Origin of the sequence: Arthrobacter sp. 2MCAF15 (assembly GCF_052115605.1) — a bacterium.
In the GTDB taxonomy this organism is placed as follows: domain Bacteria; phylum Actinomycetota; class Actinomycetes; order Actinomycetales; family Micrococcaceae; genus Arthrobacter.
Genome location: NZ_JBFRGZ010000003.1, coordinates 334,894 through 361,440, shown reverse-complemented (window position 1 = coordinate 361,440; position 26,547 = coordinate 334,894). Strand labels below are relative to the sequence as shown.

Sequence of the window (26,547 nt, the reverse complement as noted above, 5' to 3'; positions counted from 1 at the left end):
GCATGGACTATATCGCCGTATTGCTGCCCCCCATCGTGGTGGGCCTGCTTTTCTGGTTTGCCATGAAATCCATATTCAATGCGGACAAATCAGAGCGGCAGGCAGAAGCACGCGCGCATGCTGAAGCGGAAGCGCGGGCGGAAGCTCAAACAGGGGAACAGGATTCCGGGGCCGTCGGGAGCTAATTGCCGGGGAATGAAGTAATAGTTCCCTATTGCGGGCTGTGGTTTTCCTTTGAACAGAGTTTTACGCTTTGACTCCCTGCTGTAACGCGGAGGATACTTATTCCAGATACATCCTGCTTTTCTTAACGCTCGATCTTTGGAAAGAGAGTCCTTTATGGCACAGAAAGTAAAAATCATCCTCGTTGATGATCTGGATGGGGGATCCGCGGACGAAACTGTCCGGTTTGGCCTTGACGGCGTGAGCTATGAAATAGATCTGTCGTCAGGCAATGCTTCGGAACTGCGCTCTGCGGTTGAACGATTTGTGGCGCATGCACGCAAGACGTCAAGCGGACGCGCCACGCGCACCAAAATTTCCAGCGGACGGAATCAGGACTCTGCCCAGATCCGTCAGTGGGCACGGGACAACGGCTATGCAGTAAACAGCCGCGGACGTATCCAGGCCGAAATTCAGGAAGCCTACCAAAAGGCCAATTCCTAGCCCGGAACCCGCTTCGGGCGCACTATCAAAGCCCCGCATCGAGCCGGAATCACGTCTCTCAGTCGAGCGTCACGGTCAAATGCCAATGCCTCCGTTATCTGACGGGGGCATTGGCATTTGACGGCCCCATGCCCGCCCCGCCGGCAACCCGGGAGGCCCGCGGGCAATCCAAGAAGGCCCCGCCGGCAACCCGGGATGCCCGCCTGCCCACGCGCGAAGTGCCCCGCGAAGGGCCCCGCCCCGGCGCCGACTGCGGCGCCGGCCGGCAGGCTTTCGGACGGTTCACGCCGCCGTCGGGGACGGTGTCCGGGCGGGGGCGCGCAACCCTCCGGTTTCCCCTGTGGCGAACAAGCCCCAAATCTGGAACCCGGCCACGTAGCATCAAAGTACGTCGTAGCTAGGAGTGTGGCGAAATGTTTGAGCGATTTACGGACCGTGCCCGTCGCGTAGTTGTGCTTGCCCAAGAAGAGGCACGCATGCTGAACCACAATTACATTGGTACCGAACACATCCTCTTGGGTCTGATCCATGAGGGTGAAGGTGTTGCCGCCAAAGCCCTTGAATCCTTGAGCATTTCGCTCGACGGTGTCCGCGAGCAGGTGCAGGAGATCATCGGCCAGGGCCAGCAGGCGCCGTCCGGCCACATCCCCTTCACGCCCCGTGCCAAGAAGGTCCTGGAGCTCTCGCTGCGCGAGGCCCTGCAGTTGGGCCATAACTACATCGGTACCGAGCACATCCTCCTCGGCCTCATCCGGGAGGGCGAAGGCGTGGCCGCCCAGGTGCTCGTCAAGCTCGGCGCCGACCTGAACCGGGTCCGCCAGCAGGTCATCCAGCTGCTCTCCGGCTACCAGGGCAAGGAAACCACCGGCGCCGGCGTCGGCCCCGGCCAGGCCGAAGGGACCCCCGCCGGTTCCGTCGTTCTGGACCAGTTCGGCCGCAACCTGACCCAGGCCGCGCGGGAGAACAAACTGGACCCTGTGATCGGCCGCGAGCAGGAAATGGAACGCGTCATGCAGGTCCTTTCCCGCCGTACCAAGAACAACCCGGTGCTGATCGGCGAGCCCGGCGTCGGCAAGACCGCCGTCGTCGAAGGCCTGGCCCAGGCGATCGTCCGTGGGGATGTCCCGGAGACCATCAAGGACAAGCAGCTCTACACGCTGGACCTCGGCTCCCTCGTGGCAGGCTCCCGGTACCGCGGTGACTTCGAAGAGCGCCTGAAGAAGGTCCTCAAGGAAATCCGCACCCGCGGCGACATCATCCTGTTCATCGATGAGATCCACACCCTTGTGGGTGCCGGTGCCGCCGAAGGCGCCATCGATGCGGCCTCGATCCTGAAGCCCATGCTGGCCCGCGGTGAGCTCCAGACCATCGGTGCCACGACGCTGGACGAATACCGCAAGCACATCGAGAAAGATGCCGCGCTGGAGCGCCGCTTCCAGCCGATCCAGGTCAAGGAACCCTCCGTCGCGCACGCGATCGAGATCCTCAAGGGCCTCCGCGACCGGTACGAGGCACACCACCGCGTCACCATCACCGACGGCGCCCTCGCCTCGGCCGCGGCCCTCTCCGAACGCTACATCTCGGACCGGTTCCTGCCGGACAAGGCGATCGACCTGATCGATGAGGCCGGTGCGCGGCTGCGCATCCGCCGCATGACCGCTCCGCCAGAGCTCAAGATCATGGACGAGAAGATCGCCGCCATGAAGCTGGAGAAGGAATCCGCGATCGACGCGCAGGACTTCGAAGGCGCCGCGTCGCTGCGCGACAAGGAGCAGAAGCTCATTGCCGAGCGCGCCGAGAAGGAACGCCAGTGGAAGACCGGCGGCATGGACGACATCTCCGAAGTCGATGAGGACCTCATCGCCGAGGTGCTGGCGAACTCCACCGGCATCCCGGTCTTCAAGCTGACCGAGGAAGAGTCCTCGCGCCTGCTGAAGATGGAAGACGAACTCCACAAGCGCGTGGTCGGCCAGGACGAGGCCATCAAGGCCCTGTCCCAGGCGATCCGGCGCACCCGTGCAGGCCTGAAGGACCCCAAGCGTCCGGGCGGCTCGTTCATCTTCGCCGGCCCCACCGGCGTCGGCAAGACCGAACTGGCCAAGGCCCTCGCGGAATTCCTGTTCGGCGAGGAAGACGCGCTGATCACCCTGGACATGTCCGAGTACTCGGAGAAGCACACCGTCTCCCGGCTCTTCGGTGCCCCTCCGGGCTACGTGGGCTACGAGGAAGGCGGCCAGCTGACCGAGAAGGTCCGCCGTCGTCCGTTCTCCGTGGTCCTGTTCGATGAAGTGGAGAAGGCGCACGCCGATCTCTTCAACTCGCTGCTGCAGATCCTGGAAGACGGCCGCCTGACCGACTCCCAGGGCCGCGTGGTGGACTTCAAGAACACCGTGATCATCATGACCACGAACCTCGGCACCCGGGACATCTCCAAGAGTGTGGCCACCGGCTTCCAGTCCGGGACGGACACGCAGACCGGCTACAACCGGATGCGCGCCCGGGTCACGGAGGAGCTCAAGCAGCACTTCCGCCCCGAGTTCCTGAACCGTGTTGACGATGTTGTGGTCTTCCCGCAACTGACCCAGGACGAGATCATCGAGATCGTGGACATGTTCGTTGGCCGGCTCGAGAAGCGCCTCAAGGACAAGGACATGGGCATCGAGCTCACGTCGGCGGCCAAGGTGCTCCTGGCAACCCGCGGCTACGACCCCGCCATGGGTGCCCGGCCGCTGCGCCGCACCATCCAGCGCGAGATCGAGGACCAGCTCTCCGAGAAGATCCTCTTCGGCGAGCTGCACGCCGGAGACATCGTGGTGGTGGATGTGGAAGGCGAGGGCGACACCGCGAAGTTTACCTTCGCCGGCAACGCCAAGCCGCGCATCCCGGAGATCGCTCCCAGCGTCTAGGCAGTAATTCCCAAAGGCCCCGTCCGTTCCGAAAGGAACGGGCGGGGCCTTTGCGTTGCGCGCTCGGCTCCATTGGTCAGGTGGCAAATGGCGCCGGCCGCGCAACGTCGCAGGTCAGCGCCATATGGGCCCGGCCCGGTGCCGGTCTGAAAGCAGTGGTTCACTCTTAGTGAACTTTTTGTGATCAACGCCACAGAGGGTGTTGAATCGGTGCATGGCTGCCAAGGACTCAGAGACCCTGAGCGAACAACCCGAGACCCCTTTCCATGATCTGGACCATTACCTCGCAATCCCCAAGGTGAGCGGTTTGGCGCTGAGCCCCGACGGCGCCCGGCTGGTCACCACTGTGGCCACGCTCGGCGCGAAGGGCACAGAGTTCTGCACCGCTCTGTGGGAAGTGGACCCGGCCGGAGTCAAGCAGGCCCGCCGGATCACCCGCAGTGCCAAGGGGGAGGCGGGCGCGGTGTTTGCCGCCAACGGCGACCTCTACTTCACCTCCGCCCGTCCTGATCCGGAGAGCCCCGACGCCGACCCCGTCAGCGCCCTCTGGATACTGCCGTCCGACGGCGGCGAAGCCCGGGTGGCGCTGTCCCGCGCCGGCGGAATCGGCGCGGTCCAGGCCGCCAGGGATGCCGACACGGTGGTGGTCACGGCCTCTGTCCTGGCCGGCTCCACCGACGAGGACAATGACGAAGAACGCCGCAAGACGCGCAAGGACAACAAGGTCGCGGCCATCCTGCACAGCGGCTATCCCGTCCGCTACTGGGACGCGGACCTCGGGCCGGCGCAGCCGCGGCTGTTCGCCGTCGAATCCGGAGGGCCGCTGGAGGCCGGAAAGCCGACGACGGTCGACGCTGCGCCGCCGCTGCAGCTCCGCAACCTGACGCCGGACGCCGGGGCCGGACTCCGGGACGCCGTCTCGGTGGTCAGCCCGGACGGCCGGACCATCTACAGCAGCTTCGCGAAGCCCCTGGCGAACGCCGATTCGCGTTTCGTGCTGGTCGCCGTCGACGTCGCCACCGGCACCCGGACCGTCCTGCTGGACACGGAAGGCATGAGCTACTTCCCGGGACCTGTCAGCCCGGACAACCGGAGCCTGGTGGTGGTCAGCGAAAGCGACACCACGCCGTTTGAGGCCCCGCAGGTCAAGCTGCACCTCCTCGACGTCGCCGGCCCGGCAGCAGGCGAGGGCACGCTCACGCCGCTGGCCCATGACTGGGACCGGTGGGCCCGCCCCGCCGCCTGGCTGCCGGACGGATCGGCCCTGCTGGTCACCGCCGACGAGGACGGCGCATCGCCGATGTTCCGGATCGCTGTGTCGGGCGAGGCGGGCGAGGCCGGCCAGGTGCTGCGCCTGACGGACGACGCCGCCGCGTACACCGACGTCGTCGCCGCACCGGACGGACGCAGCGCCTACGCCCTGCGCAGCTCGTACGAATTCCCCGCCGAACCGGTGCGGATCGACCTCGACGGCGGCGGCGTCGTCCGCCTGCCCGCGCCGGCGGAGCGCCCCGAATACAAGGGGACACTGGAGCGCGTGGAGACGACCGCTGCCGACGGCGCCAGGGTGCCCGCGTACCTGGCCCTGCCGGAGGGCGCGTCCGCGGCGAGCCCGGCCCCGCTGCTGCTCTGGATCCACGGCGGCCCGCTGGGATCCTGGAACGCCTGGACCTGGCGCTGGAACCCGTGGCTGCTGGTGGCCCGCGGCTACGCCGTGCTGCTCCCGGACCCCGCCCTCTCCACCGGCTACGGCCAGGACCACATCCAGCGCGGCTGGGGGGAATGGGGCAAGGCTCCGTTCACGGACCTGATGGCCATTACCGACGCCGTGGTGCTGCGCCCGGACATCGACGAGACGCGCACGGCCGCCATGGGCGGTTCCTTCGGCGGGTACATGGCCAACTGGGTGGCCGGGCACACGGACCGCTTCAAGGCAATCGTCACGCACGCCAGCCTGTGGGCCCTGGACCAGTTTGGCCCCACCACGGACGCCGCGCAGTACTGGCTCAAGGAAATGACGGCCGAGATGGCCCTGGAGAACTCCCCGCATCTGCACGTGGAGAACATCCGGACCCCCATGCTGGTCATCCATGGCGACAAGGACTACCGGGTGCCGATCGGCGAAGGGCTGCGGCTCTGGTACGAACTGCTCGCCAAATCGCAGCTGGCGGCCGACGCGAACGGCGAAACGGACCACCGGTTCCTGTACTTCCCGGACGAGAACCACTGGATCCTGCAGCCGCAGCACGCCAAGGTCTGGTACGGCGTCGTGGAGCACTTCCTGGCCAGGAACCTGCTGGACAAGGACATTCCCGTCCCCGACGAGCTGGGCCTCTGAGCCTGACCTTCCTGCCCAACCGACCCGCAGCAGGGGCCGTTATGAGCGCTGAAAACGGCCCCACCTGCGAGTCAGTTGGGTGGGGGAGCGGCCAGGGTCCCCCGTAGGATTGGGCTGTGACTGAGACCGTGACCGAGACCGCCACTGCGACGATCCGCATCCGCCCTGCCCGCACCAGCGACGTTGGCGCCATCAAGACGCTCGTCGCGCCGCTGGCCGACCAGCGGATCCTCATGGCCAAAGAAACCGTGGCCTACTACGAAAGCCTGCAGGAATTCCGGATCGCCGAAGCCGAAGACGGCGAGGTGATCGGCTGCGGAGCGCTCCACGTCATGTGGGAAGACCTCGCCGAGGTGCGCACCCTGGCCGCCTCGGATGCATGGCGCGGCAAGGGAGTTGGCCACGTGCTGGTGGAGCGGCTGCTGGAGGATGCCCGCGCGCTGGGGGTCTCGCGCGTCTTCTGCCTGACGTTCGAAGTGGATTTTTTCAAGAAGCACGGCTTTGAAGTCATGGCCGACCAGACCGCCGTCGACCCCGTGGTGTATTCGGAGCTGCTGCGCTCCCATGACGAAGGCGTGGCCGAATTCCTGGACCTCGCGCGGGTCAAACCGAACACACTGGGCAACACGCGGATGATCAAGGAACTGTAGCGCCCGCAGCATCCGTCGGACCGGGACTTCCCATCAATAAATTTGGTGGATAAACTGATCCCGGCCCAGGGGGTGGGCCGCAATACTTTTCGGAGGCAGAAAATTGCTTAACGACGTGATTTTTCCCGATTTCTCCGCTTTCCACAGAACAGCCGCCAGAGCCGCTGACATGCCGGCAGAGCCGCCGGGGTCACCAGTCCAGACGCCAAATCAGTTGCCCGCCCGGTTGCTGGAGGGCGCAGCGCCGGGACCCGCCAACCGCTCGTCGCCCGCCGCGCCGCCGTTCTCCTGGCTGGGCGTGGACGCCTGGCCGCACTTCCCGGCGCGGGCCGACAAGCAGGCCTGACGACGCTTCCGCGGGACGAAGAACGAACCGCATCAACCCCGCCGGCCGGAATTCGCAGCCCCGCCGCGTATTTGCGGCTTATCAGTGCACTTGCGGCTCCGCCGTGGAGCCCCGGGCCCGGGAAACGGGAGCCTACCGCCGGCCGTGCCCCGGTAGTAGGGTCTAAGCACAGCCAGGACAACCATCCAGGGAGCGCCGCCATGAAGAAACTCATCAATGATCCCAAGGCCGTGGTCGACGAGTCAGTGGAAGGGTTCGGGCTTGCACATGCCGACCTCGTGACCGTCTTCGCGGACCCGAAATACATCGTGCGCAAGGACGCGCCGGTGGCGGGGAAAGTCGGACTCGTTTCCGGCGGCGGCAGCGGACATGAGCCGCTCCACGGCGGCTATGTCGGGGTGGGCATGCTCGACGCCGCCGTTCCCGGCGCCGTGTTCACCTCGCCCACACCGGACCAGATCCTGCCGGCAACGCTGGCCGTGAACTCCGGCGCCGGCGTCGTGCACATCGTGAAGAACTACACCGGGGACGTCCTCAACTTCGAAACCGCCGCCGAACTCGCGCAGGCCGAAGGCGTCGAGATCCGCACAGTCCTGGTCAACGACGACGTCGCCGTGGAGGATTCGCTGTACACGGCGGGCCGCAGGGGCGTCGGCGGCACCGTCCTGGTCGAGAAGATCGCCGGCGCGGCAGCCGAGCGTGGCGACAACCTGGACGCCGTGGCCGCGATCGGGGACCGGGTCAACCAGAACGTGCGCAGCATGGGCGTGGCGTTGTCGGCCTGCACCGTTCCGCACGCGGGGGTTCCCAGTTTCGAGCTCGAGGAAAACGAGATCGAAATCGGGATCGGCATCCACGGCGAGCCGGGACGGCACAGGATTCCCATGGAAAACGCCGACGGCATCACCGACCGCCTCTTGGATCCTGTGGTCAGCGACCTCGGACTGAATTCCGGGGACAAGGTGCTCCTGTTCGTCAACGGCATGGGCGGCACTCCGGCGAGCGAGCTCTACATCGTGTACCGCCGGGCGGCCCAGAAACTCGCCGAGCAGGGCGTTACCGTGGCGCGCTCCCTTGTGGGCAACTACATCACCTCCCTCGAAATGCAGGGTTGCTCCATCACCGTCCTGCGCCTCGATGACGAAATGACGACACTCTGGGACGCTCCCGTGCACACTCCGGCCCTTCGCTGGGGCGTCTGACCGTGGGGCTGGATGTCGGCTGGGCCGTGCGCTGGCTGACGCTCTCGGCGCAGGCCATGGCCGATCACCGGGTGGAGCTGATCGAGCTGGACCGGCCCATCGGGGACTCGGACCACGGCGAGAACATGGACCGCGGCTTCAAGGCCGTGATGGACAAACTGTCCGAGGCGCCGCCGGAAACTCCGGGAGCGGCCCTGAAGCTGACGGCCATGACGCTGATGTCCAAGGTTGGCGGGGCCGCCGGCCCGCTCTATGGCACTGCTTTCCTGCGGGCCGCCACGGCGCTGGGTGACACGTCCGACGTCGACGCCGCCACCCTGGCAGCCGCGCTGCAGGCTGCCCGCGACGGGATTGTGGCCCGCGGAAAGGCCGAGCCGGGGGACAAGACCATGGTGGACGCCTGGACTCCTGCGATAGAGGCAGCCGCCGCCGAGGCCGGCGACGGCGATGTCCGGAAGGTGCTGCTCGCCGCGGCAGAGGCCGCCGAGGCCGGTGCCGTGTCCACGGATCCGATGCTCGCCCGCAAGGGCCGCGCCAGTTATCTGGGAGAGCGCAGCATCGGCCACCGCGACCCGGGAGCGGTCTCCAGTGCGCTGATCCTGCGCGCCGCGGCCGGAGCCACTGAATGACAGTCCGGCTGGTGGTCGTCTCGCACAGCGCCAAGATCGCCGACGGCGCCGCCGAGCTCGCCGCCCAGATGGCGCCGGACGTCCTCATCCTCCCCGCCGGCGGCACCGACGACGGCCGGATCGGCACGAGTCTGGAAAAGGTCATGGCTGCCCTGGAGGAGGCCGCCGGTGACGGGGCCGGTGAAGGCGTCGTGGTGCTCACTGACCTCGGATCCGCCGTGATGACGGCCGAGTCCGCAGTAGAGTTCGCGGCGGATCCGGGATCTGTGCTGCTCGCGGACGCGCCACTGGTCGAAGGACTCGTTGCGGCCGCCGTGGCTGCCCAGGCGGGGGCCGAAGCGGCGGCGGTCAAGGACGCGGCGGAGGCCGTCTACCGGCCCCCGGCCCATCCTGCGGCGGCCGAGCACGGACACCAGCAGCCCCCGGATGCCACGGGGGACTTCGAACTCGTCAACCAGGCGGGAATGCACGCCCGGCCGGCGGCGAAGATCGCCGGAGGCCTGTCCGCCATGGACGCCGACGTGACCGTCAACGGCGCCGATGGCGCCTCGATGACAGAGCTCATGATGCTTGCCGCCGGCAAGGGAACCGTCCTGCACGTGGAAGCCAGCGGCCCCGACGCCGCCAAGGCGGTCGGCTACCTCGAGCGCCTGGTCAGCTCGGGGTTCGGGGAACCGTAAGCGGGCCCGGGCCATCGGGTCCGGGCTATGGGGCCTGCCGGAGTCCGTCCGAGTCGAGCACCACGCTGGCTGTGATGAAAGTTCCGCACTGCTCCCCAAACGGATGCGCCGTACGGGGCGTGAAGGCGGCTGTGCGTGCCGGCAACGGATTTCCGGCGGTATCTGTGCCCGTAGCCGTAACTTCGATGCGGCTGGCCGTCAGCGTGTCCATCATCAGCATGCCGGTGAGGGTGCCGTTGGGGGAAGAAGTGGCCGAGCAGACGCCGTCGCCGCCGGAGTGGCCCGGCTCGCAGCCCTGGTCCACGGCGGTGCTCCCTGGAACGAGTTCCAGGTTAGCTTCCTTGCAGCGGCCGTCCTGGCAGGCCGAGAGGTGGATGGTCCGCACCGACGGGGCGTACTCCCGGGCCACGGTAAGGGAAACAACCGTTGCCTGGGCGATCGCCGGGCAAGCGACCTCCGCCCGGCACGAGGTGGCCACGACGGCGGTGAGGGCCAGTGCGGCCGCGGCCGCCTGCATTCGCATGCTCCAGCGTAGATCCTCAGGCAGGGAGCCGGAAGCCGCCCAGGTGCAGTTCCGCGAGGCCGTCGCCCAGCAGGCCGTCCAGCGCGCGTTCGAGCTGTTCGGGAGCGGCATTGAGCCGGTGCAGGGCCGCGAGCGGGATCCCGATCCCATGCGGTTCAAAGCCCAGGTCCGCCGGGGCCTCGTGGAACAGGACCGGAGCCACGGGGTCCTCGGCCACCCGCAGCACGGCCATGACGGCGCCGCGCACCTGCCGGTCGGTGCCGTGCCAGGACTGCCCCTTGGGTGTGTACGTTGGCGGCGGCTCGCCGGCCGCAAGCCAGGCGCAGGACTCGCGGACCGGGCATTGGCCGCACTTGGGGGCCCGCGCCGTGCAGACCAGCGCGCCGAGTTCCATGACGGAGGCGTTCCAGCGCACCGAGGCGCCGGGGTCGGCGGGGAGCAGCGATGCCGCCAGCCTCATTTCGGCAGCGGTGAGGGCCTGCGACGGCAGCGCCGAGCCGGAGACCAGCCGCGCATGGACCCGGCGGATGTTGGTGTCCACCACCGTTTCACGGCGTCCATACGCGAATGCCGCAACGGCAGCGGCGGTGTAGCTGCCCACGCCGGGGAGCTCCAGGAGCTCGGCGTAGGAGCCGGGGACGGCGCCGCCGTGGCTGTCCCTGATTGCTGCGGCGGCGGCATGCAGGCGCAGGGCGCGCCGCGGATAGCCCAGCCGGCCCCAGGACCTGACGGCTTCCCCGGCCGGTTCCCCGGCCAGATCGGACGGCTCCGGCCAGCGGCGCAGCCATTCCTGCCAGACCGGAAGGACCCGTACCACCGGCGTCTGCTGCAGCATGACCTCGCTGACCAGCACGCCCCAGGGCGTGCACTCCGCGGCCCGCCACGGCAGTTCCCTGGCGTTCGACGCGAACCAGCCATCCAGGGCGGCATGGAGGGCGGGGAGATCCGCGGCGCCATCGCACGGCCCGGCGGGCAGGGACTCCCGCTGTGCCGCGGCGGATACTGGGGGCGTGGGGGTTAGAGTTTCGATCCATCCAGCGTAGTAGATCGGGGTAACGGATCGGGACGGCGGCGGGTCCAGCGGCGTGGTCGGACGCCATAGCCCACGCGGTTCTCTAGGCTAGAAGAATGGTCAGGCAAGGCAGTTCAGGAACAGGCGGATCGCGGCCGAAAGGTTCCGGCGGAGGACGGCCCGGGCGAAAGCCCGGACGGCCCCCGCTTACCCGGGTCTACCGCCGTCGCCGACTGGTTGCCGGCGTGGTCCTGCTGCTCATCATCGCCGTGGGCTTCGGCGGCTTCGTGGCCATCTCCAACGCCATCGGCGGCGGCCAGCCGTCCGGCCAGCCGACCGGGGCAGGATCGGCTCCCGCGGGCCAGCCGACCGCCTCCGCATCGGAAAGTTCCGCGGCGTCCGAGGACCCTTCGGCTTCGCCCACGCCGTCCTCGGGGGACGGCTGCGAGCAGAATCTGGTGACCGTCACGGCCGCCACCGACAAGCAGGCCTATGCCGCCGGCGAGAAGCCGATGCTGAGCCTGAAGGTGACCAACAACAACAAGGTCCCCTGCGAGATCAACATTGGGACCTCGCAGATGGAATACATGATCACCAGCGGCTCGGACCGGATCTTCTCGTCCAAGGATTGCCAGGCCGAGAGTACGGACCTGATGAAGACCATTGCTCCGGGCAAGAGTGAAACGGCGAACTTCCCCTGGCAGCGCAACCGCACGGTGCAGGGCTGCGAATCCATCGACGCCAAACCCGGCGCCGGGGGCGCCTACTATGTCTTCACCGCACGGCTGGCGAACAAGACAAGCGCCAAGGGTGCCGTGTTCCAGCTCAACTAACCGGGGCGCCAGGCGTGTGCGGGGGTGAGGGTTTAGAGGAACCGGTCCAGCAGGCTTGCCTCGGCCATCCGGCTCAGACCCTCCCTGACGGTCCTGGCGCGCTGGTCACCGATCCCGTCCACGGTCATGAGGTCATCAATCGTTGCCGCCATCAGGAACTGCAGGCCGCCAAAGTGGTCCACGAGCCGGTCGGCGACTGCCTTCGGCACGGCTTTGAGGCCGGAGAGCAGACGGTAGCCGCGCGGCTGCACGACGGCGTCGAGGTTGGCTTCGCCGCCGGCAAAGCCAACGATCCCGGCGATCTTGCCCAGGTCGATCAGTTCGGTGGGGCCCAGGCTGACGAGGGCCTTGACCGCGTTGTCGATGTCCTCCGCGGAGGCGGCGGGGCCGGAGTAGTCGCGGATGATGACGTCGCTGCCCGGGCCGCGGCCCACGGTGAGCTCGTCCAGCTGCAGCGAGAGCAGGCGGCCGTCCTCGCCGAGTTCCAGGACATACTGGGAGATTTCCTCGGAGATCCTGCGCACCATTTCCTGGCGCTGGAGGGTGACCGCGACGTCGCGGACCGTCACCATGGCCTCGATTTCCAGGGCGGAGAGCGAGCTGGTCACCTGGTCCAGCCGCGAGCGGTAGCGTTCCAGGGTTGCCAGTGCCTGGTTGGCGCGGGCCAGGACCTTCTCTGAGCCCTCCAGGACGTGGCGCAGACCGTTCACGTACAGCGCGATGATCTGCATGGACTGGCTGACCGAGATGACCGGGACGCCCGTCTGGATGGCCACGCGTTCCGCCGTCCGGTGCCGGGTGCCCGATTCCTGCGTTTCGATGCTCGAGTCCGGGACGAGCTGGACGGCCGCGCGCAGGATGTTGCTGGCGTCCTTGTCGCAGACAATGGCACCGTCCATCTTCGCCAGTTCCCGCAGCCTGGTGGGGGAGAAGTCGATGCCGATCTCGAAGCCGCCGGAACAGATGGACTCAATGGTCCTGTCGATGCCCAGCACGATCAGGGCGCCGGTCCGTCCGCGCAGGATGCGTTCCAGGCCGTCGCGAAGGGCCGTGCCCGGTGCCACTCTGGCCAGGGTCGCCTTGAGCGCATCTTCAGGGCTCCGAGCCATAGATTTCCCTTCAAAGGTGCAGGCGCATGCCCGCAAGTGCGCCGGTTTCCAGGGTCTCCCGGCAGGATCAAAAGTACTCAGTTCCCCGCTCTCCCCATGATAGGGGTAAAGCAGGGCCTCTTCCGCACAAGCAAGCCTTAAAGTGGTCCATTGCGACGTTCCGCCGGAGCTCCCGGAAGTGCCGCCGCGGGGACCGTTCGCGGGGGCATTTTGCCGGTGCCGGACCGCCGCTTCGGGCTGCCTTTATTCCCCTGTCATGTCCCCTGCGAACCCAAGTCATGCCCGCTTCGTGCGCTGTCCGCGGCCTGCGATAAACTTGAACCCTTGGGTGTACCGCGGGTTCTCCGCGCCGTGACCCGTCCACAGCCGCAGCGAAAGTAGCATCGTGTCTCAAGAAGTCCTCAGCCCCGCCCGAGTCCAGGAGATTCACAAGCAGGCGGCCCGGCGTCGGACTTTCGCGGTCATCTCGCACCCCGACGCCGGCAAGTCCACCCTGACGGAGGCCCTCGCGCTGCACGCAAAGGTGATCGGCACTGCCGGCGCCTCCAGCGGCAAGGCCAACCGCAAGGAGACGGTCTCGGACTGGATGCAGATGGAAAAGGACCGCGGCATCTCCATCAGCTCGGCAGCGCTGCAGTTCGCCTACCGGGACACCGTCATCAACCTCCTGGACACCCCGGGCCACGCTGACTTCTCCGAGGACACGTACCGCGTCCTCGCCGCCGTGGACTGCGCCGTGATGCTGGTCGACGCCGCAAAGGGCCTGGAAACCCAGACCATGAAGCTCTTCGAGGTCTGCAAGCAGCGCAACCTGCCCATCATCACGGTCATCAACAAGTGGGACCGGCCCGGCCTGGACGCCCTGGCCCTCATGGACGAGATCACCGAGCGCACCGGCCTGCAGCCGATGCCGCTGACCTGGGCCGTGGGGATCTCCGGCGACTTCCGCGGCGTCTGGGACCTGCGCAATGACCGGTTCGCGCAGTTCAAACGCAACAACGCCGGCGCCAACATCGCCCTCACCGAGTACTTCACCCCCGACCAGGCCGCCGCCAGCCAGGGCGAGGACTGGACCAACGCCGTGGACGAGGCCGGGTTGGTCATCGAATCGAACCTGGCGTTCGACGTCGATGCCTTCCACGCCGGCCAGGCGACACCGATCCTTTTCAGCTCGGCAGCGCTGAACTTCGGCGTGAAGGAAATCCTGGACGCCCTCGTCGACTTCGCCCCGCCCGCTGCCCCGCGGCCCGACGTCGACGGCGATCCGCGCCCGGTCGATGCCCCGTTCTCCGGATTCGTCTTCAAGGTCCAGGCCGGCATGAACAAGGCCCACCGGGACCACGTTGCCTTCATCCGGGTCTGCTCCGGCATGTTCGAACGCGGCATGGTGGTCACCCAGGGGCGGACCGGGAAATCCTTCGCCACCAAGTACGCCCAGCAGGTCTTCGGCCGCGAACGCGAGGTGATCGACGAGGCCTTCCCCGGCGACGTCGTGGGCCTGGTCAATGCCTCCTCACTCCGCGTGGGGGACAGCCTGTTCCTGGACCAGCCCGTGGAGTTCCCCGCGATCCCGCTGTTCGCCCCGGAACACTTCCAGGTGGCCCGCTCCAAGGACCCCAGCCGGTTCAAGCAGTTCCGCCGCGGCATCGAACAGCTCGAGCATGAGGGCGTCATCCAGGTGCTCCGCTCTGACATCCGCGGTGACCAGGCGCCAGTGCTGGCCGCCGTCGGCCCCATGCAGTTCGAGGTGGTCGAAGACCGGATGGCGCACGACTTCAGCGCCCCAATGCGGCTGGAACGGCTCCCGTATTCCATGGCCCGGATCTCCACCGTCGAGGCCATGCCGGCGCTGGCCAACGTCCCGGGCGCCGAGGTCCTCCTGCGCTCCGACGGCGAATACCTGGCCCTGTTCAACGACGTCTGGGCCCTGCGCCGGATCGAAAAGAACCACCCCGACCTCACCCTGGTGCCGATCGGCACCCACAACCCCGCAAAATAGCGCAAGGCGCCGGACAGAAAGACCGTCGGGACGTCTTCCGGAATCCGGTTTCCGCGTTATCATAAGTAAGCTTGCTTATTATGCGGGTGCCGGGACGAGATTTCCGGCTTCGGACTGATCCGCCTGATTCCAGCGGCGGCCCCATTAGAGGGACCACGTAGAACTTTGACAACCATGGACCCCGGTTTCCTGCTCAGCGGGCGCTACCGGATCGAAGAACTCATCGGCCGGGGCAGCCAATCAAGTGTGTACCGTGCCACGGAGGAGGTCCTGAGCCGCGAGGTGGCAGTCAAACTTTTCCGCGACGGCACTGTGGACGAAGAACGGACCCGCAGGCAAAGCGAGGAAGTGCGGATCCTGGCGGGGATGGCCCACCACGCCCTCGTGACACTGTTCGACGCCGGGACAGAGCTCAGGGACCCGGACCGCCGGCTCAGCTTCCTGGTGATGGAACTGGTCCGCGGCCCCGACCTGCGTCGCCGCTCGGCCGAGGGACCGCTTTCGGCGGCCCACATGGCGCTGATCGGGCACGATCTCGCCGACGGACTGGCCCACATCCACCACCACGGCATCATCCACCGGGACGTCAAGCCGGCCAACATCCTGCTCGTTGACTACAGCGCCGAGGACCGGCGCCCGCGCGCCAAACTCAGCGACTTCGGCGTGGCCATCACCATCCGGGAAGGCCACCGCGGCGACCCGGACGACAGTTCCGGCACCCCGGCCTACCTCAGCCCCGAACAGGCCGCCGGCGAACCGGCCGGCCCTGCCAGCGACGTCTATTCGCTCGGGCTGGTCCTGCTGGAAGGTCTGACCGGGAAAATGGCGTACCCGGGCGCGCCTGTCCAGTCCGCCCTGGCCCGGCTGCTCCAGGACCCGCACATCCCCGAAGAGCTTGCGCCTCTGTGGGCGACACTGCTGACCTCCATGCTGGACAGGGATCCGGCGGCCCGCCCGCCGGCCCGCGAAGTCTCCCTGGCCCTGCGCCAGGAAGTCATCAATGGCGCGGGACGCCACCGCCGTGACCAGGCCGCGCTGCTGACCGACGAAGAAGGGCGCATGCAGGCGGTCGAGCGGTACCGGATCCTCGACACCCCCGCGGATGGCGCCTTCGACCGGATCGCGGCGCTGGCCGCACGCATGTTCTCGGTGCCCGTGGCGATTGTCAGCGTTGTGGACCATGACCGCATCTGGTTCAAGGCCCACCACGGCACGGACGTCACGGAGATCGGCCGGGATCCCGGGTTGTGCGCCTCCGCCGTCCTGCAGGGCGATGCCTGGATTGTCCGGGACGCCATCAACGATCCCCGGACGCTGACCAACCCCCTCGTAGCGGGCGAGTTCGGCCTGCAGTTCTATGCCGGGGTGCCGCTGCGCACTCCTGACGGCTACAACCTGGGCACCTTGTGCATCCTGGACCGTGAGCCCCGCGAGTTCAGCTATGAGGACACTGCTGCGCTGGAGGACCTGGCGGCGCTCGTGATGCACGACTTGGAGCTGCGGCTTCACAGCCGGCGGGCGCTCGCCGGGTTGTAAGAGACACGCCTACCGCCGCCCCCCGAAGTCAGGTGCCGGCGTCGGACCCTCCTCCCGCCGGGCCGCCTACCGCCGGCCGGCGTGCAGGGCCAGTTCGAGCTCGAAGCGCGCGGTGGGATCCTCAAGGGCGTCGCCGAAGAGTTCGCGCAGCTGCGCCGCCCGGTAGCCCACGGTCTGCGGATGGATCCCCAGTTCGGCGGCAACCGGCGCCCGCTGGCCCCAGTGGCGCAGCCAGGAGAGCAGGGTTTCGGCGAGCCGCTCGCGTTGTGCGGGACGGAGTCCTTCCAGGGGCGCCAGCCGCCGGTTCGCCAGCTCGGTGATCGCCGAGGGCTCCGCCGAGAGAATCACCTGGGCCAGGTGCTCGTCGGCCCAGATCGGGGGATCCTCGGGACCCTCACGCGGCGGCAGGGCCGCGGCGGCCAGCACGGCCAGCCGCAGTGAATCCGGAACCCTTTCCCAGCTGCCGGAGGGCCCCACGGATGCGCCGCGCCCCTTCAGGACGCGGTCCAGGTCCTCGCGGGCGGACGGCGACTTCCGCGCCGGCACCAGGGCCACGACGTCGGTCTCACGCTCAATCACCAGGGTTCCGGGACCAAGGCGCAGCCGCAGCCCGGCGGCCCGGTCCAGCGGCAGCGTCACCACCGCCATGCGCGCAGGCAGGGACCAGTCCGCCATCGCCGCCGTCTGGCGCAGCGCCGCCTCGTCGGCCTGGCCGAGCAGGAGCAGGTCCAGCAGCTCGGTCCGCCGCCTGTCCACCGCTCCGGCGCGCTCGGACTGTTCAAAGGCATAGGCCTCGGCGCTGACCGCCGACAGCTCATCGATGTACGCGAGGATAGATTCGCCCAGATCCACCACGACCCCCTGGCCCAGATGGTGTTCCACGGAGACCTTGGACATTTCCCGGAAGGTCACACGGGCACCCATCCGGTACGCGCTCAGAAGTGCGTCCATGCTCCGCCCCTGCCGGAACTCGCCGCTGCCCAGCCCGGCCACCAGCTCCCGGCTCTCTTCGGACAACGCCGGCAGCCGGGTCCCTGGCAGTTGCAGGAACCGGTCGAGCGCCGCTGCCACGCCCCTTCTCAGGCCACGGCCGAATCGGCCCTCAATCGGCCTGGCGTACGCCGGAACGAGCTGCGGGACGGCCTCGATGATGGCCTCGACGATGCCGGGCATCCGGGGGCGGAGCATATCGCTGACCTCCCGCGGCAGGGCCAGCCACGGAGGATCGTAGGCGGGGGCGGGGCCGGCGGCCTCCCGGGCGGGGGATATATTCATGGACAGTCCGTTGAGTTGTTGCGGCGGGATAGTTTTATCAAGTCGATCGTATGCCTTGGGTGAAGAAGTATGGCGCAAACTGACATAAGGTTGTTAGATGATCCGGCTCCGTAAGCTGGCGCGCGCCGCATCTCTACTGACCACCCCACTAGCTCCAGAAGACATTCTGTCGCTGTTCAATCCTGTGTTTTCCGCCCGCCAGTTGCGCGGCGTGGTCACCAGGGTGGTTCCAGAAACGGCCGATTCCGCCACCATTTTCTTCCGTCCCGGCCGCGGCTGGCAAGCACATCTTGCCGGCCAGTGGGCCCGTATCGGCGTCGAGCTCGACGGCGTCCGCCACTGGCGGTCCTATTCGCTCAGCGCCCCCGCGGGGCAGGACCCGGCCATCACGGTTACCGACATGGGCGCCGTCTCCGCGGCCCTCGTGCGCGGGACCAAACCCGGCGACGTGCTGTTCCTGGCCCCTCCGCAGGGCGACTTCGTCCTGCCCGAACACCCGCGCCCACTGCTCATGCTCACCGCCGGCAGCGGGATCACCCCGGTGATGTCGATGATCCGCACCCTCGTACCGCACCGTCCCGACGCCGACGTCGTGCTCATCCACACCGCCCGCTCCGCCGCGGACGCAATCTTCCGAGAGGAACTCGCCGAGCTCGCCGACCAGTTCCCCAACTTCCGGGTAACGCACTGGTTCACCGGTGACCAGGGACGGCTGGACTTCAGCTCAGCCGCTGACCTGGACCGGCTGTGCCCGGACTGGCGCCAGCGCGCAGCCTATGCGTGCGGCCCGGAAGACTTCCTCAACGACACCGAGGCGCTCTGGGAGGCCGTAGGCGAGGTGGATCTGCCGGAGGCTGACGCCCCCGCAGGCTCCCTTACTATCGAGCGCTTCAGCGCCAGCCTCGCCGGCGGCGCCGGGCACGACGGCGGACTGGTCACCTTCGAGGCCTCCGACCGCGAAGTCGAGGCCGACGGCGACACCCCGCTGCTCGACGTCGGCGAGGACGCCGGTGTCCTGATGCCAAGCGGCTGCCGGATGGGCATCTGCCACAGCTGCCTCATTCCACTGCGTGCCGGCCATGTCCGGGACCTCCGCACGGGCGAAGTGCACGGCGAGCCCGGCCAACTAATCCAGACGTGCGTGTCGGCAGCCGCCGGCCCCGTTAACCTCGACCTCTGAGGAGTATCACCGCATGACGATTGTTTCCAGCAAACCGGATCTATCCGACATCGACACCACTGGCGGCGCCTCCGCAGACGGCGCCCCGGCAGCAACGGTGGTGACCGCCGCGAAGACGCGGCCCGGCGCCCTCGCCGAGACCGGCAGCCCGCTGCTGCGTCCGCCCGCCGCTGCCCACCTTTCCGACGAGCAGGTCGCTGAGCTGGGGAGGGAACTCGACGCCATCAAGGACGACATCCTCGCCAAGCGCGGAGCGTCGGACGCCGCCTACATCCGCCGCATGATCAAGATCCAGCGTGGCCTGGAACTTTCCGGCCGTGCCGCGCTCCTGGTCAGCAAGAACAAGCCCGCCTGGATCGCCGGCACCGCACTGCTGAGCTTCGCTAAGATCCTGGAAAACATGGAGCTCGGGCACAACATCCTGCACGGCCAGTGGGACTGGATGCGGGACCCGGACATCCACTCCACCACGTGGGAATGGGACTTCGTCACCCCCGCGCGGTCCTGGCAGCACACCCACAATGACCTCCACCACCGCTGGACAAATGTGGTCGGCAAGGACAACGACATCGGATACAACCTGTTGCGGATGGATCCGGAGCAGAAATGGGTGCCGTTCAACATCGGCAACCCGGTCTACAACGCGCTGCTGGCACCGGTGTTCGAGTGGGGCATAGCGATCTACGACCTCGAACTCGTGGACTACAAAGAAGGCCGGAAGTCGAAGGAAGCCCTGAACAGGGACTTGAAGGCCCTCGGCCGCAAGGCGCTGAAGCAGTTCACCAAGGACTATGCCGCCACGCCCGCCGTCGCCATGCTGACCGGTTCCGGCAAGCAGGCCCTGTACGGCACCCTGACCGCCAACGCCGTCCGCAACGTGTGGGCGCACGCGGTGATCTTCTGCGGCCACTTCCCCGAAGGCACCGACACTTTCACCGAGGAAATGGTCGAAGGCGAGACCCGCGGCGACTGGTATGTCCGGCAGATGATTGGCTCGGCCAACATCTCCGGCTCCAAGTTCATGCACCTCATGACCGGCAATCTCTCGCACCAGATTGAGCACCACCTGTTCCCGGACCTGCCCTCTAACCGCTACGCGGAGGTGGCGCCGAAGGTGCAGGAAATCTGCAAGCGCTACGGGCTGCCGTACACCACCGGCCCGCTGCTGAAGCAGGTCGGCTCCACGTGGGCGAAGATCTTCAAGCTGGCCCTGCCGCCGAAGAAGGCCTAGCCAGGCAGGCCCGACTTCAGGGTCAAACCACCCGTTTGAATGGGTTTGAATGGGTTTGAAGGATTAACCAGAGGGGCGTCTGCCATCGCGGCAGGCGCCCCTCGCGTCCCCTAAAGGGCTTCGGTGACCGGCGGCCGGCTCAGGACTTGCCCGCCGCACCAAGGATGTGGGCCAGCCGCGGGTTGCCGGGGAGGACCGAAAAGCCGAAGCGGTCGATGCGCTGCACGGTGAGGCCGGCCTGGACGATCATGGCGGTGGTGTCGCGGTTCGGGTGGCATCCGCCTGCCAGTCGGGTCCACAGCGGTGTGAGGAGGTCTTCGGCGGCCGCCAGCACGCGGTGCGCGGAGCGGACGTGTTCATAGAACAGCAGCGAGCCGCCGGGGCGCAGGACCCGGACCATCTCCGCGAGGGCGGCGGACTGGTCCGCGACGCTGCACAGCACCAAACTGGAGACGACGACGTCCACCGAGGCGTCCGCGGCCGGCAGCGCTTCGGCCACGCCGTCCTGCACGGTGACAGGCACAGGTGCCTTCGCGGCGGCCGCGCCGGCCAGCCCCCGGAGTGTGGGGTCCGGTTCGAGGGCTAGCACGGAGGTTACCGCGGCAGGGTAGAACGCGAAGGTGGCCCCGTATCCCGCGCCGATTTCGACGACGACTCCGTGCGCAGGTTCCACCAGGCGCCGGCGGTGCTCCATTGCCCCGCGGGCGTCCATCCGCGGGCCCACCCGGGCATAGGATCGCCCGAATGATGAATCGCGGCGGCTGGTTTCCGGCATGGGGGGCTCCTTACGGTCAGCCGACCGCGGCCGGGTTGAGCTTTAGCCTGCGCAGCAACTGCGCGTTCAGGGCAACCACAATGGTCGACGCCGACATCATCACCGCGCCCGCGGCGGGGGAGAGGACGATCCCTGCGAAGGCGAGGACGCCGGCTGCCAGCGGCACAGAGATGATGTTGTACCCGGTGGCCCAGACGAGGTTCTGCCACATCTTCCGGTAGCTCGCCTTGGACAGATCGAGCAGCGACAGCACGGCCCGGGGATCGTCGCCGGCCAGGACCACCCCGGCCGATTCCACCGCCACATCCGTCCCCCCGCCAATCGCGATCCCCACCTCCGCCCGGGCCAGCGCCGGGGAGTCGTTGACGCCGTCGCCCACCATGGCCACCTTCAGTCCGCGGCCCTGCAGCTGCGCGACCTTCTTGTCCTTGTCGGCCGGGAGGACCTCGGCGAACACTTCATCGATGTTGAGCTCGGCGGCGACGGCGCCCGCCACCTGCCGGGCGTCGCCGGTGACCATGGCCACCGTGATGCCGCGCGCCTGGAGGGCCCGGACGGCCTGGCGTGACTCGGGCCGAACTGCATCCTCCAGGCTGACCGCTCCCACCACGGCGCCGCCGTCCACGACGTGGAGCACTGCCGCGCCGCGAGCCAGCCAGGCGCCGGTCGTGGCGGCCAAATCCTCCGGTTCCTGCAGACCGAGTTCGCGGAGCAGGGCAGGACCGCCCACCTGGACTACGCGGCCATCGACCGTGGCCCGGGCCCCGCGGCCCGTCAGCGCGGTGAACCCCTCCGCCGTCGGAATCTTCAATTCCCGTTCCCGGGCGGCGGCCACGATCGAGCGGGCCACCGGGTGTTCGCTGTCCACCTCCACAGCGGCGGCGAGAGCCAGCACCGCGTCCCGGCCTGCGGCTGAGGCCGGCCCCATGCCCACCGTCGCGGCAACTTCCTTGAGCTCGGGCTTGCCTCTGGTCAGGGTTCCGGTCTTGTCGAACAGCACGACGTCGACCGTGCGCATGCGCTCCAGCGCCATCCGGTTCTTGATCAGGACACCGGCCCGGGCGGCCCGCTCCGTGGAAATGGCGATAACGAGCGGGATGGCAAGGCCAAGGGCATGGGGGCAGGCGATCACCAGGACCGTCACGGTGCGGGTGACGGCCTCGGTGACGCTACCCATCAGGGTCCAGACGACGAAGGTCAGGGCGCCGGTACCTGCGGCGAAGTAGAAGAGGAACGCCGCTGCCCTGTCGGCCAGGGCCTGGGCCCGGGAGGAGGATGCCTGCGCCTCCGCCACGAGTCGCTGGATCCCGGCCAGGGCGGTGTCCTCGCCGATGGCGGAGACTCTGACCCGCACGGAGTTGTCCGTGGCGATGGTCCCGGCCACCACGGGATCGCCGGGCGCCCGCAGGACCGTCCGTGACTCGCCGGTGATCATCGATTCGTCGAATTCCGCCCGGCCGTCACTGACCGTGCCGTCGGCCGGCATCCGTCCGCCGGGGCGGACCAGGATGGTGTCTCCGGCGCGGAGCATCGAGACGCTGACGGTCTCCGTGCCGGCGCCGGTGACGCGTTCCGCCTCGTCGGGCAGCAGCGCAGCCAGGGCGTCCAGCGCGCCCTGGGCCGAGCCGAGGGCGCGCATCTCGATCCAGTGGCCCAGCAGCATGATCGGAACCAGCAATGCCAGCTCCCACCAGAAGTCGAGGTCGAAGCCGCCCAGGCCCAGGCTGGTCACCCATGAGGCAATGAATGCCACGCTGATGGCCATGGCGATCAGCAGCATCATCCCGGGCTTGCGCGTCCTCAGCTCACTGAGGCCGCCCCGGATGAACGGTTGGCCGCCGTAGATGAAGATCGCCGTGCCGAATACCGGCGGAATCCAGGCGGAGCCCGGAAACACCGGCGGCTGGTAGCCCAGGAGGTCCGCGAACATGGGGCTGAAGAAGACCACGGGAACGGCCAGGGCCAGTGACACCCAGAACCTGTCCCTGAACATCGCGACGCTGTGCCCGGCATGCTGGCCGTGGCTGTGGACAAGGTGGTCATCCGCGGCGGAGCCGGCAGCGGCGCCGGAGCCTGCGGGATGCCCTGCCCGGCCGCCCTGCGGCGTCCCGTGGATGCCGTGATGGTGGGTGCTATGAACGCCGACGGCGGGATCTATGCCCCGATCGAGGTCCCGACTGCTGTGCCGGTGGTCCATGGTGTGCGCTCCTGGAAGGTGTTCAGTGATCTGAAGCTATGGCAAAGATACCCCCAGGGGGTATTTCTGGCAAGAGCTTGATTTCTCAGCGGACCTCGATGACGCCCATCATCCCCAGGTCCTCGTGGTCCAGGATGTGGCAGTGGTAGGCCGATTTTCCAGTGAAGTCCTTGAAGGAAATCCTGACGGTCACCCGTCCGTTTGCCGGGACATTGACCACATCCCGCCAGACCGGTGAAGCGGCCGCCGCACCATTCACGGAGATCAGTTGCATCGGCCAGACGTGCAGGTGGAACGGGTGGTCCATGGGACTGGTATTGACCACCGTCCACTCCTCCATGCTGCCGGCCGCCACCGTGGTGTCGGTCCTGGCCGCGTCGAATTCCCGGCCGTTAATGGTGAACGCCATCATGCCAGCGCCGCCTCCGCCCATGGGTCCTGGGCTCATGCCGACCGCCAGGAGGAACTGCCGGCGTGCGGCGACGGAGAGCTGGCGCAGGTCCATTGGGGCCGGCTGGGGCGGCAACCCTGCAGGACCGGCGGCCGGTTCGCCTGAAACCTGGAGGGTCGCGAGGGCCACACTCGGGGACGGGGTCGCCGCTGCGTCTGGACCGGCGGAATCCCGGCCCATCATTGCGGGCATGCTGCCGCGGTCATAGTAAGCGGCCCTGAGGACTGACTCGCCGGCCACCGCAGTCACCAGAAGATCGGCCCGGTTGCCTGGGGCCAGCAGGACCTCGTTGACCGATGCGGCCGACTGGAAGCGCCCGGAGTCGATGCCGAGCAGCTGCATGAACTGGCCGTCGAGCTGCAGCCGGAGGAAGCGGGCGACGCAGGCGTTGACCAGCCGCCACCGCTCCCGTTGCCCGGGGAGGGCGCTGATGAGGGGCTTGCTTTGGCCGTTGACCAGCACGAGCCGGCCCTCCCTGCCGGCCATGCGTTCTGCCTGCGGAGCGCTCCGGATGCTTCCTGCCGCGTCCAGTTCCGTGTCGGAGACGATCAGCAGGCGCTCCGTGGCGGCCGGAATGGGTTCCGTGTCCTCGACGATGATTGCCCCGAACAGGCCACCGAAGATCTGCCCCGCGACCAGGCCGTGGTGGTGCGGGTGGTACCAGTAGACGCCGGGCGGGTGGTCCGGCGGTAACCGGTATTCATAGTCAAAGCTGCCTCCGGGTTCCACTGTGACAAACACGTTGTCCCCGGCACCCTGCGGGGACACGTGGAGCCCGTGCATATGCAGGTTTGTGGGCTCGGCCAGGCGATTCAGCACCCGGATGCCGAGCGCGTCCCCGGCCTGCAGGCGCAAGGTGGGTCCGGGACTGGCTCCGTTGTAGCCAAGGGCCGTGACCTGGCGCCCGGCCAATTGCATTGGGCCCTCGCCCGCCTCCAACTCGAGCGCCAGGCTGCCGCCGGTGCTGCGCAGCTCGGCCGGGTGGGTCAGTGCGGCCCCGGTGACCGGCGCGCTGCGGGATGCCAGTGTCCAGGTGAGCCCCGCTGCGCCCGCCGCGGTTGTGGCCACACCGAGGCCGGCCAAGAGCAGGGCATGGCGGCGGCTGAGGGGCTGCACTAGGACTCCTCGCCCAGCACCTTCAGATTCTCGCGGTACTGCTCGGCCGTGAGCTCGCCCCGCGCAAAGCGTTCGTCAAGGATCAGGCGGGCCTGGGATCGTCCGGTCGGCACTGGCGGCTGTGGAGAAACGGGGGTTGGACCGGGAGGCCCGCCCTGCCCCTGTGGAGGAATCTGCCCCTGGCCCGGCGGCAGACCAGGACCGTCATGACGAAGGCCTCCAGTGAGGAGCCGGACGGCCAGGATGACCAGCACGGTAATTCCGGCCAGCAGGAACACGCCCCACAGCCACATCCAGCCGAGTTCGTACCCGTAACCCCACATCATGTCGCACCCCTCTAGTGCGGCCGGCGCGGCTGGGACGGTTGGATCGGCCGGCCGCATCCGCCAGCCACTATCCCATCGTGCGGCCGCCTGGGCGGCGGCGTTAGGGTCCTAAGTCGCTTCTGTGTACGCCGACGGCACGTCCCAGGCCTTCGGGCGGTCAGCTGATCAGCAGCCCAAGGGCCTCGGCAAGGTGGCCCACCTCGCGGACCGAGAACCCCGCGGGAACCGGCCCGTGCCCGTTGGGGCTGGCCGGCACCACTGCATGGGTGAAGCCGAGCCGGTGCGCCTCCTGGATGCGCTGGTTGATGCCGGGAACCGGGCGGACTTCGCCGGCCAGGCCTACCTCGCCGAAGGCAATCAGCCGCTGGGGGAGCGGCTTCTTGGCTTTGGCGGAGGCCACCGCCAGGGCCACGGCGAGGTCGGTGGCGGGTTCGCTGAGCTTGACCCCGCCAACTGTGGCCACATAGGAGTCGTCCTTATGCAGCAGGCAGCCGGCGCGCTGCTGCAGGACGGCGAGCAGCATCGCCACGCGCGAGCTGTCCAGTCCGCTGGTGGCGCGGCGGGGCTGGGAGCTGGCGCTCTCGGCGAGCAGCGCCTGGACCTCGGCCAGCAGCGGCCGGCGGCCCTCCAGCGTGACCGTGATGCAGGTTCCCGAGACGGGCTCCTTGGTCCGCGAGACGAACAGCCCGCTGGGATCGGCGAGGCCCTCGATGCCGTCCTCGTTCAAGTCGAAGCAGCCGACGTCGTCGGTAGGTCCGTAGCGGTTCTTGACGGCGCGCAGCAGCCGCAGCCGCGAATGCCGCTCGCCCTCGAACTGGCAGACGACGTCCACGAGGTGCTCCAGGAGCCGGGGCCCGGCGATGGAACCGTCCTTGGTCACGTGCCCCACCAGCAGCGTGGTCATGTTGCGGCGCTTGGCCGCGGCAATCAGGGAGGCCGCAACCTCGCGCACCTGGGAGACCCCTCCGGCGCTGCCCTCGACGTCGGCGCTGCTGAGGGTCTGCACGGAGTCCACCACCAGCAGCCGCGGCTCCAGCTTCTCCACCTGCCCCAGGGCTTGCCCGAGGTCAGTTTCGGCGGACAGGTACAGGGACTCGGCTACGGCGTCGATCCGGTCCGCACGGAGCTTGACCTGGGCGGCGGATTCCTCGCCGGTGATATAGAGGACGTCCTGCGCGGTGCGGGCGAACTTGGCCGCCACGTCCAGCAGCAGCGTGGACTTGCCCACCCCGGGTTCGCCCGCGAGGAGGATGACGGCGCCGGGCACCAGCCCGCCGCCCAGGACACGGTCCAGTTCGTCCACGCCGGTAGGCAGGAAAGCCGCGGTGGTGGCGTCGATGTCGGCGATCCGGCGGGCCGGTTCAAGGACCGTTGTGGCCGCCGTCGTGCGGGCGACGGCGGCGCCGGTCTCCTCCACGCTGCCCCATGCCTGGCATTCGCCGCAGCGGCCCACCCACTTGACCGTGGTCCAGCCGCATTCGGCGCATTTGTAGCCGGGCGCCTTGGGCCCCCGGGAAGTCTTCGTAGCCATTGGTCCACACTATCGGGGGCCGGCGACAATGAAGCG

The 26,547-nt window shown here is 68.1% G+C and carries 22 protein-coding genes; 13 read left to right on the top strand and 9 right to left on the bottom strand.

Annotated features, from left to right (window positions below):
- Window positions 1-2: 2 nt before the first annotated feature.
- The 8 genes from AB4089_RS05320 to dhaM all read left to right on the top strand — a co-directional run bounded on the left by AB4089_RS05320 (window position 3) and on the right by dhaM (window position 9,417).
- Window positions 3-185 carry a hypothetical protein gene (locus tag AB4089_RS05320; RefSeq protein ID WP_441408240.1) on the top strand — a complete coding sequence of 61 codons (183 nt, stop codon included), beginning with the start codon at window positions 3-5 and terminating at the stop codon, window positions 183-185.
- A gap of 154 nt (window positions 186-339) precedes the next feature.
- Entirely contained in the window at window positions 340-666 is a 327-nt protein-coding gene (locus tag AB4089_RS05315; protein WP_390201687.1) for a histone-like nucleoid-structuring protein Lsr2, read from the top strand.
- A gap of 413 nt (window positions 667-1,079) precedes the next feature.
- Window positions 1,080-3,572, top strand: coding sequence for an ATP-dependent Clp protease ATP-binding subunit (locus AB4089_RS05310; RefSeq protein WP_441408239.1), 2,493 nt, complete (start codon window positions 1,080-1,082; stop codon window positions 3,570-3,572).
- Window positions 3,573-3,786: 214 nt separating this feature from the next.
- Complete coding sequence (locus AB4089_RS05305; protein WP_441408238.1) at window positions 3,787-5,910, top strand: prolyl oligopeptidase family serine peptidase; 2,124 nt, start codon at window positions 3,787-3,789, stop codon at window positions 5,908-5,910.
- A 116-nt stretch (window positions 5,911-6,026) separates the two neighbouring features.
- Window positions 6,027-6,560 (top strand): amino-acid N-acetyltransferase, encoded by a 534-nt coding sequence (locus tag AB4089_RS05300; RefSeq protein WP_441408237.1) that lies wholly within the window; start codon window positions 6,027-6,029, stop codon window positions 6,558-6,560.
- Window positions 6,561-7,106: 546 nt separating this feature from the next.
- Window positions 7,107-8,108 carry a dihydroxyacetone kinase subunit DhaK gene (gene dhaK / locus AB4089_RS05295; protein ID WP_441408236.1) on the top strand — a complete coding sequence of 334 codons (1,002 nt, stop codon included), beginning with the start codon at window positions 7,107-7,109 and terminating at the stop codon, window positions 8,106-8,108.
- Between the two features lie 2 nt (window positions 8,109-8,110).
- Window positions 8,111-8,737: a dihydroxyacetone kinase subunit DhaL gene (dhaL, locus tag AB4089_RS05290; protein WP_441408235.1), complete on the top strand. Its 627-nt coding sequence runs from the start codon at window positions 8,111-8,113 to the stop codon at window positions 8,735-8,737.
- A complete protein-coding gene (gene dhaM / locus AB4089_RS05285; protein WP_441408234.1) occupies window positions 8,734-9,417 on the top strand; it encodes a dihydroxyacetone kinase phosphoryl donor subunit DhaM in 684 nt (227 codons plus the stop codon). The genes dhaL and dhaM overlap by 4 nt, the downstream gene beginning before the upstream one ends.
- Before the next feature lie 25 nt (window positions 9,418-9,442).
- Here the strand turns inward: dhaM and AB4089_RS05280 are convergent, their stop codons facing one another.
- Together AB4089_RS05280 and AB4089_RS05275 are read right to left on the bottom strand one after the other, a co-directional pair.
- On the bottom strand, window positions 9,443-9,940 hold the full coding sequence (locus AB4089_RS05280) for a hypothetical protein (RefSeq protein ID WP_441408233.1): 498 nt from the start codon (window positions 9,938-9,940) through the stop codon (window positions 9,443-9,445).
- 16 nt (window positions 9,941-9,956) lie between these two features.
- A complete protein-coding gene (locus AB4089_RS05275) occupies window positions 9,957-10,793 on the bottom strand; it encodes an A/G-specific adenine glycosylase (protein ID WP_441408232.1) in 837 nt (278 codons plus the stop codon).
- A gap of 404 nt (window positions 10,794-11,197) precedes the next feature.
- Between AB4089_RS05275 and AB4089_RS05270 the strand changes: the two genes are divergently transcribed.
- Window positions 11,198-11,785 carry a hypothetical protein gene (locus tag AB4089_RS05270; protein ID WP_441408231.1) on the top strand — a complete coding sequence of 196 codons (588 nt, stop codon included), beginning with the start codon at window positions 11,198-11,200 and terminating at the stop codon, window positions 11,783-11,785.
- Window positions 11,786-11,817: 32 nt separating this feature from the next.
- Here the strand turns inward: AB4089_RS05270 and disA are convergent, their stop codons facing one another.
- Window positions 11,818-12,894 carry a DNA integrity scanning diadenylate cyclase DisA gene (gene disA / locus AB4089_RS05265; protein WP_441408230.1) on the bottom strand — a complete coding sequence of 359 codons (1,077 nt, stop codon included), beginning with the start codon at window positions 12,892-12,894 and terminating at the stop codon, window positions 11,818-11,820.
- A 385-nt stretch (window positions 12,895-13,279) separates the two neighbouring features.
- Between disA and AB4089_RS05260 the strand changes: the two genes are divergently transcribed.
- Both AB4089_RS05260 and AB4089_RS05255 read left to right on the top strand, forming a co-directional pair.
- Complete coding sequence (locus AB4089_RS05260; protein ID WP_441408229.1) at window positions 13,280-14,893, top strand: peptide chain release factor 3; 1,614 nt, start codon at window positions 13,280-13,282, stop codon at window positions 14,891-14,893.
- 174 nt (window positions 14,894-15,067) lie between these two features.
- Entirely contained in the window at window positions 15,068-16,429 is a 1,362-nt protein-coding gene (locus AB4089_RS05255) for a protein kinase domain-containing protein (protein ID WP_441408228.1), read from the top strand.
- Between the two features lie 66 nt (window positions 16,430-16,495).
- Here AB4089_RS05255 and AB4089_RS05250 read toward each other — a convergent pair whose 3' ends face one another.
- Window positions 16,496-17,704 (bottom strand): helix-turn-helix domain-containing protein, encoded by a 1,209-nt coding sequence (locus AB4089_RS05250; RefSeq protein ID WP_441408227.1) that lies wholly within the window; start codon window positions 17,702-17,704, stop codon window positions 16,496-16,498.
- Window positions 17,705-17,801: 97 nt separating this feature from the next.
- On the opposite strand from AB4089_RS05250, the gene AB4089_RS05245 reads away from it, so the two are divergent.
- Window positions 17,802-18,884: a ferredoxin reductase gene (locus tag AB4089_RS05245; RefSeq protein WP_441408226.1), complete on the top strand. Its 1,083-nt coding sequence runs from the start codon at window positions 17,802-17,804 to the stop codon at window positions 18,882-18,884.
- A gap of 13 nt (window positions 18,885-18,897) precedes the next feature.
- A complete protein-coding gene (locus tag AB4089_RS05240; RefSeq protein WP_441408225.1) occupies window positions 18,898-20,115 on the top strand; it encodes a fatty acid desaturase family protein in 1,218 nt (405 codons plus the stop codon).
- Window positions 20,116-20,254: 139 nt separating this feature from the next.
- On the opposite strand, the gene AB4089_RS05235 is transcribed toward AB4089_RS05240, so the two are convergent.
- From AB4089_RS05235 to radA, 5 genes are all read right to left on the bottom strand, one after another.
- A complete protein-coding gene (locus AB4089_RS05235) occupies window positions 20,255-20,890 on the bottom strand; it encodes a class I SAM-dependent methyltransferase (protein WP_441408224.1) in 636 nt (211 codons plus the stop codon).
- Between the two features lie 16 nt (window positions 20,891-20,906).
- A complete protein-coding gene (locus AB4089_RS05230; RefSeq protein WP_441408223.1) occupies window positions 20,907-23,087 on the bottom strand; it encodes a copper-translocating P-type ATPase in 2,181 nt (726 codons plus the stop codon).
- Between the two features lie 85 nt (window positions 23,088-23,172).
- On the bottom strand, window positions 23,173-24,654 hold the full coding sequence (locus tag AB4089_RS05225; RefSeq protein WP_441408222.1) for a multicopper oxidase family protein: 1,482 nt from the start codon (window positions 24,652-24,654) through the stop codon (window positions 23,173-23,175).
- A complete protein-coding gene (locus AB4089_RS05220; protein WP_441408221.1) occupies window positions 24,654-24,980 on the bottom strand; it encodes an SHOCT domain-containing protein in 327 nt (108 codons plus the stop codon). The genes AB4089_RS05225 and AB4089_RS05220 overlap by 1 nt, the downstream gene beginning before the upstream one ends.
- Before the next feature lie 157 nt (window positions 24,981-25,137).
- On the bottom strand, window positions 25,138-26,511 hold the full coding sequence (radA, locus tag AB4089_RS05215; RefSeq protein WP_441408220.1) for a DNA repair protein RadA: 1,374 nt from the start codon (window positions 26,509-26,511) through the stop codon (window positions 25,138-25,140).
- Between the last annotated feature and the right edge of the window lie 36 nt (window positions 26,512-26,547).

What these genes read in the sequence shown, in the direction of transcription:
- AB4089_RS05255 (WP_441408228.1), top strand. Translation starts at nt 15,068, where the DNA reads ATGGACCCCGGTTTCCTGCTCAGCGGGCGCTACCGGATCGAAGAACTC.
- AB4089_RS05250 (WP_441408227.1), bottom strand. Translation starts at nt 17,704, where the DNA reads ATGAATATATCCCCCGCCCGGGAGGCCGCCGGCCCCGCCCCCGCCTAC.
- radA (WP_441408220.1), bottom strand. Translation starts at nt 26,511, where the DNA reads ATGGCTACGAAGACTTCCCGGGGGCCCAAGGCGCCCGGCTACAAATGC.
- AB4089_RS05310 (WP_441408239.1), top strand. Translation starts at nt 1,080, where the DNA reads ATGTTTGAGCGATTTACGGACCGTGCCCGTCGCGTAGTTGTGCTTGCC.
- AB4089_RS05235 (WP_441408224.1), bottom strand. Translation starts at nt 20,890, where the DNA reads ATGCCGGAAACCAGCCGCCGCGATTCATCATTCGGGCGATCCTATGCC.
- AB4089_RS05245 (WP_441408226.1), top strand. Translation starts at nt 17,802, where the DNA reads ATGATCCGGCTCCGTAAGCTGGCGCGCGCCGCATCTCTACTGACCACC.
- AB4089_RS05305 (WP_441408238.1), top strand. Translation starts at nt 3,787, where the DNA reads ATGGCTGCCAAGGACTCAGAGACCCTGAGCGAACAACCCGAGACCCCT.
- AB4089_RS05315 (WP_390201687.1), top strand. Translation starts at nt 340, where the DNA reads ATGGCACAGAAAGTAAAAATCATCCTCGTTGATGATCTGGATGGGGGA.
- AB4089_RS05320 (WP_441408240.1), top strand. Translation starts at nt 3, where the DNA reads ATGGACTATATCGCCGTATTGCTGCCCCCCATCGTGGTGGGCCTGCTT.
- AB4089_RS05240 (WP_441408225.1), top strand. Translation starts at nt 18,898, where the DNA reads ATGACGATTGTTTCCAGCAAACCGGATCTATCCGACATCGACACCACT.
- AB4089_RS05280 (WP_441408233.1), bottom strand. Translation starts at nt 9,940, where the DNA reads ATGCGAATGCAGGCGGCCGCGGCCGCACTGGCCCTCACCGCCGTCGTG.
- AB4089_RS05230 (WP_441408223.1), bottom strand. Translation starts at nt 23,087, where the DNA reads ATGGACCACCGGCACAGCAGTCGGGACCTCGATCGGGGCATAGATCCC.
- AB4089_RS05220 (WP_441408221.1), bottom strand. Translation starts at nt 24,980, where the DNA reads ATGATGTGGGGTTACGGGTACGAACTCGGCTGGATGTGGCTGTGGGGC.
- dhaM (WP_441408234.1), top strand. Translation starts at nt 8,734, where the DNA reads ATGACAGTCCGGCTGGTGGTCGTCTCGCACAGCGCCAAGATCGCCGAC.
- disA (WP_441408230.1), bottom strand. Translation starts at nt 12,894, where the DNA reads ATGGCTCGGAGCCCTGAAGATGCGCTCAAGGCGACCCTGGCCAGAGTG.
- dhaK (WP_441408236.1), top strand. Translation starts at nt 7,107, where the DNA reads ATGAAGAAACTCATCAATGATCCCAAGGCCGTGGTCGACGAGTCAGTG.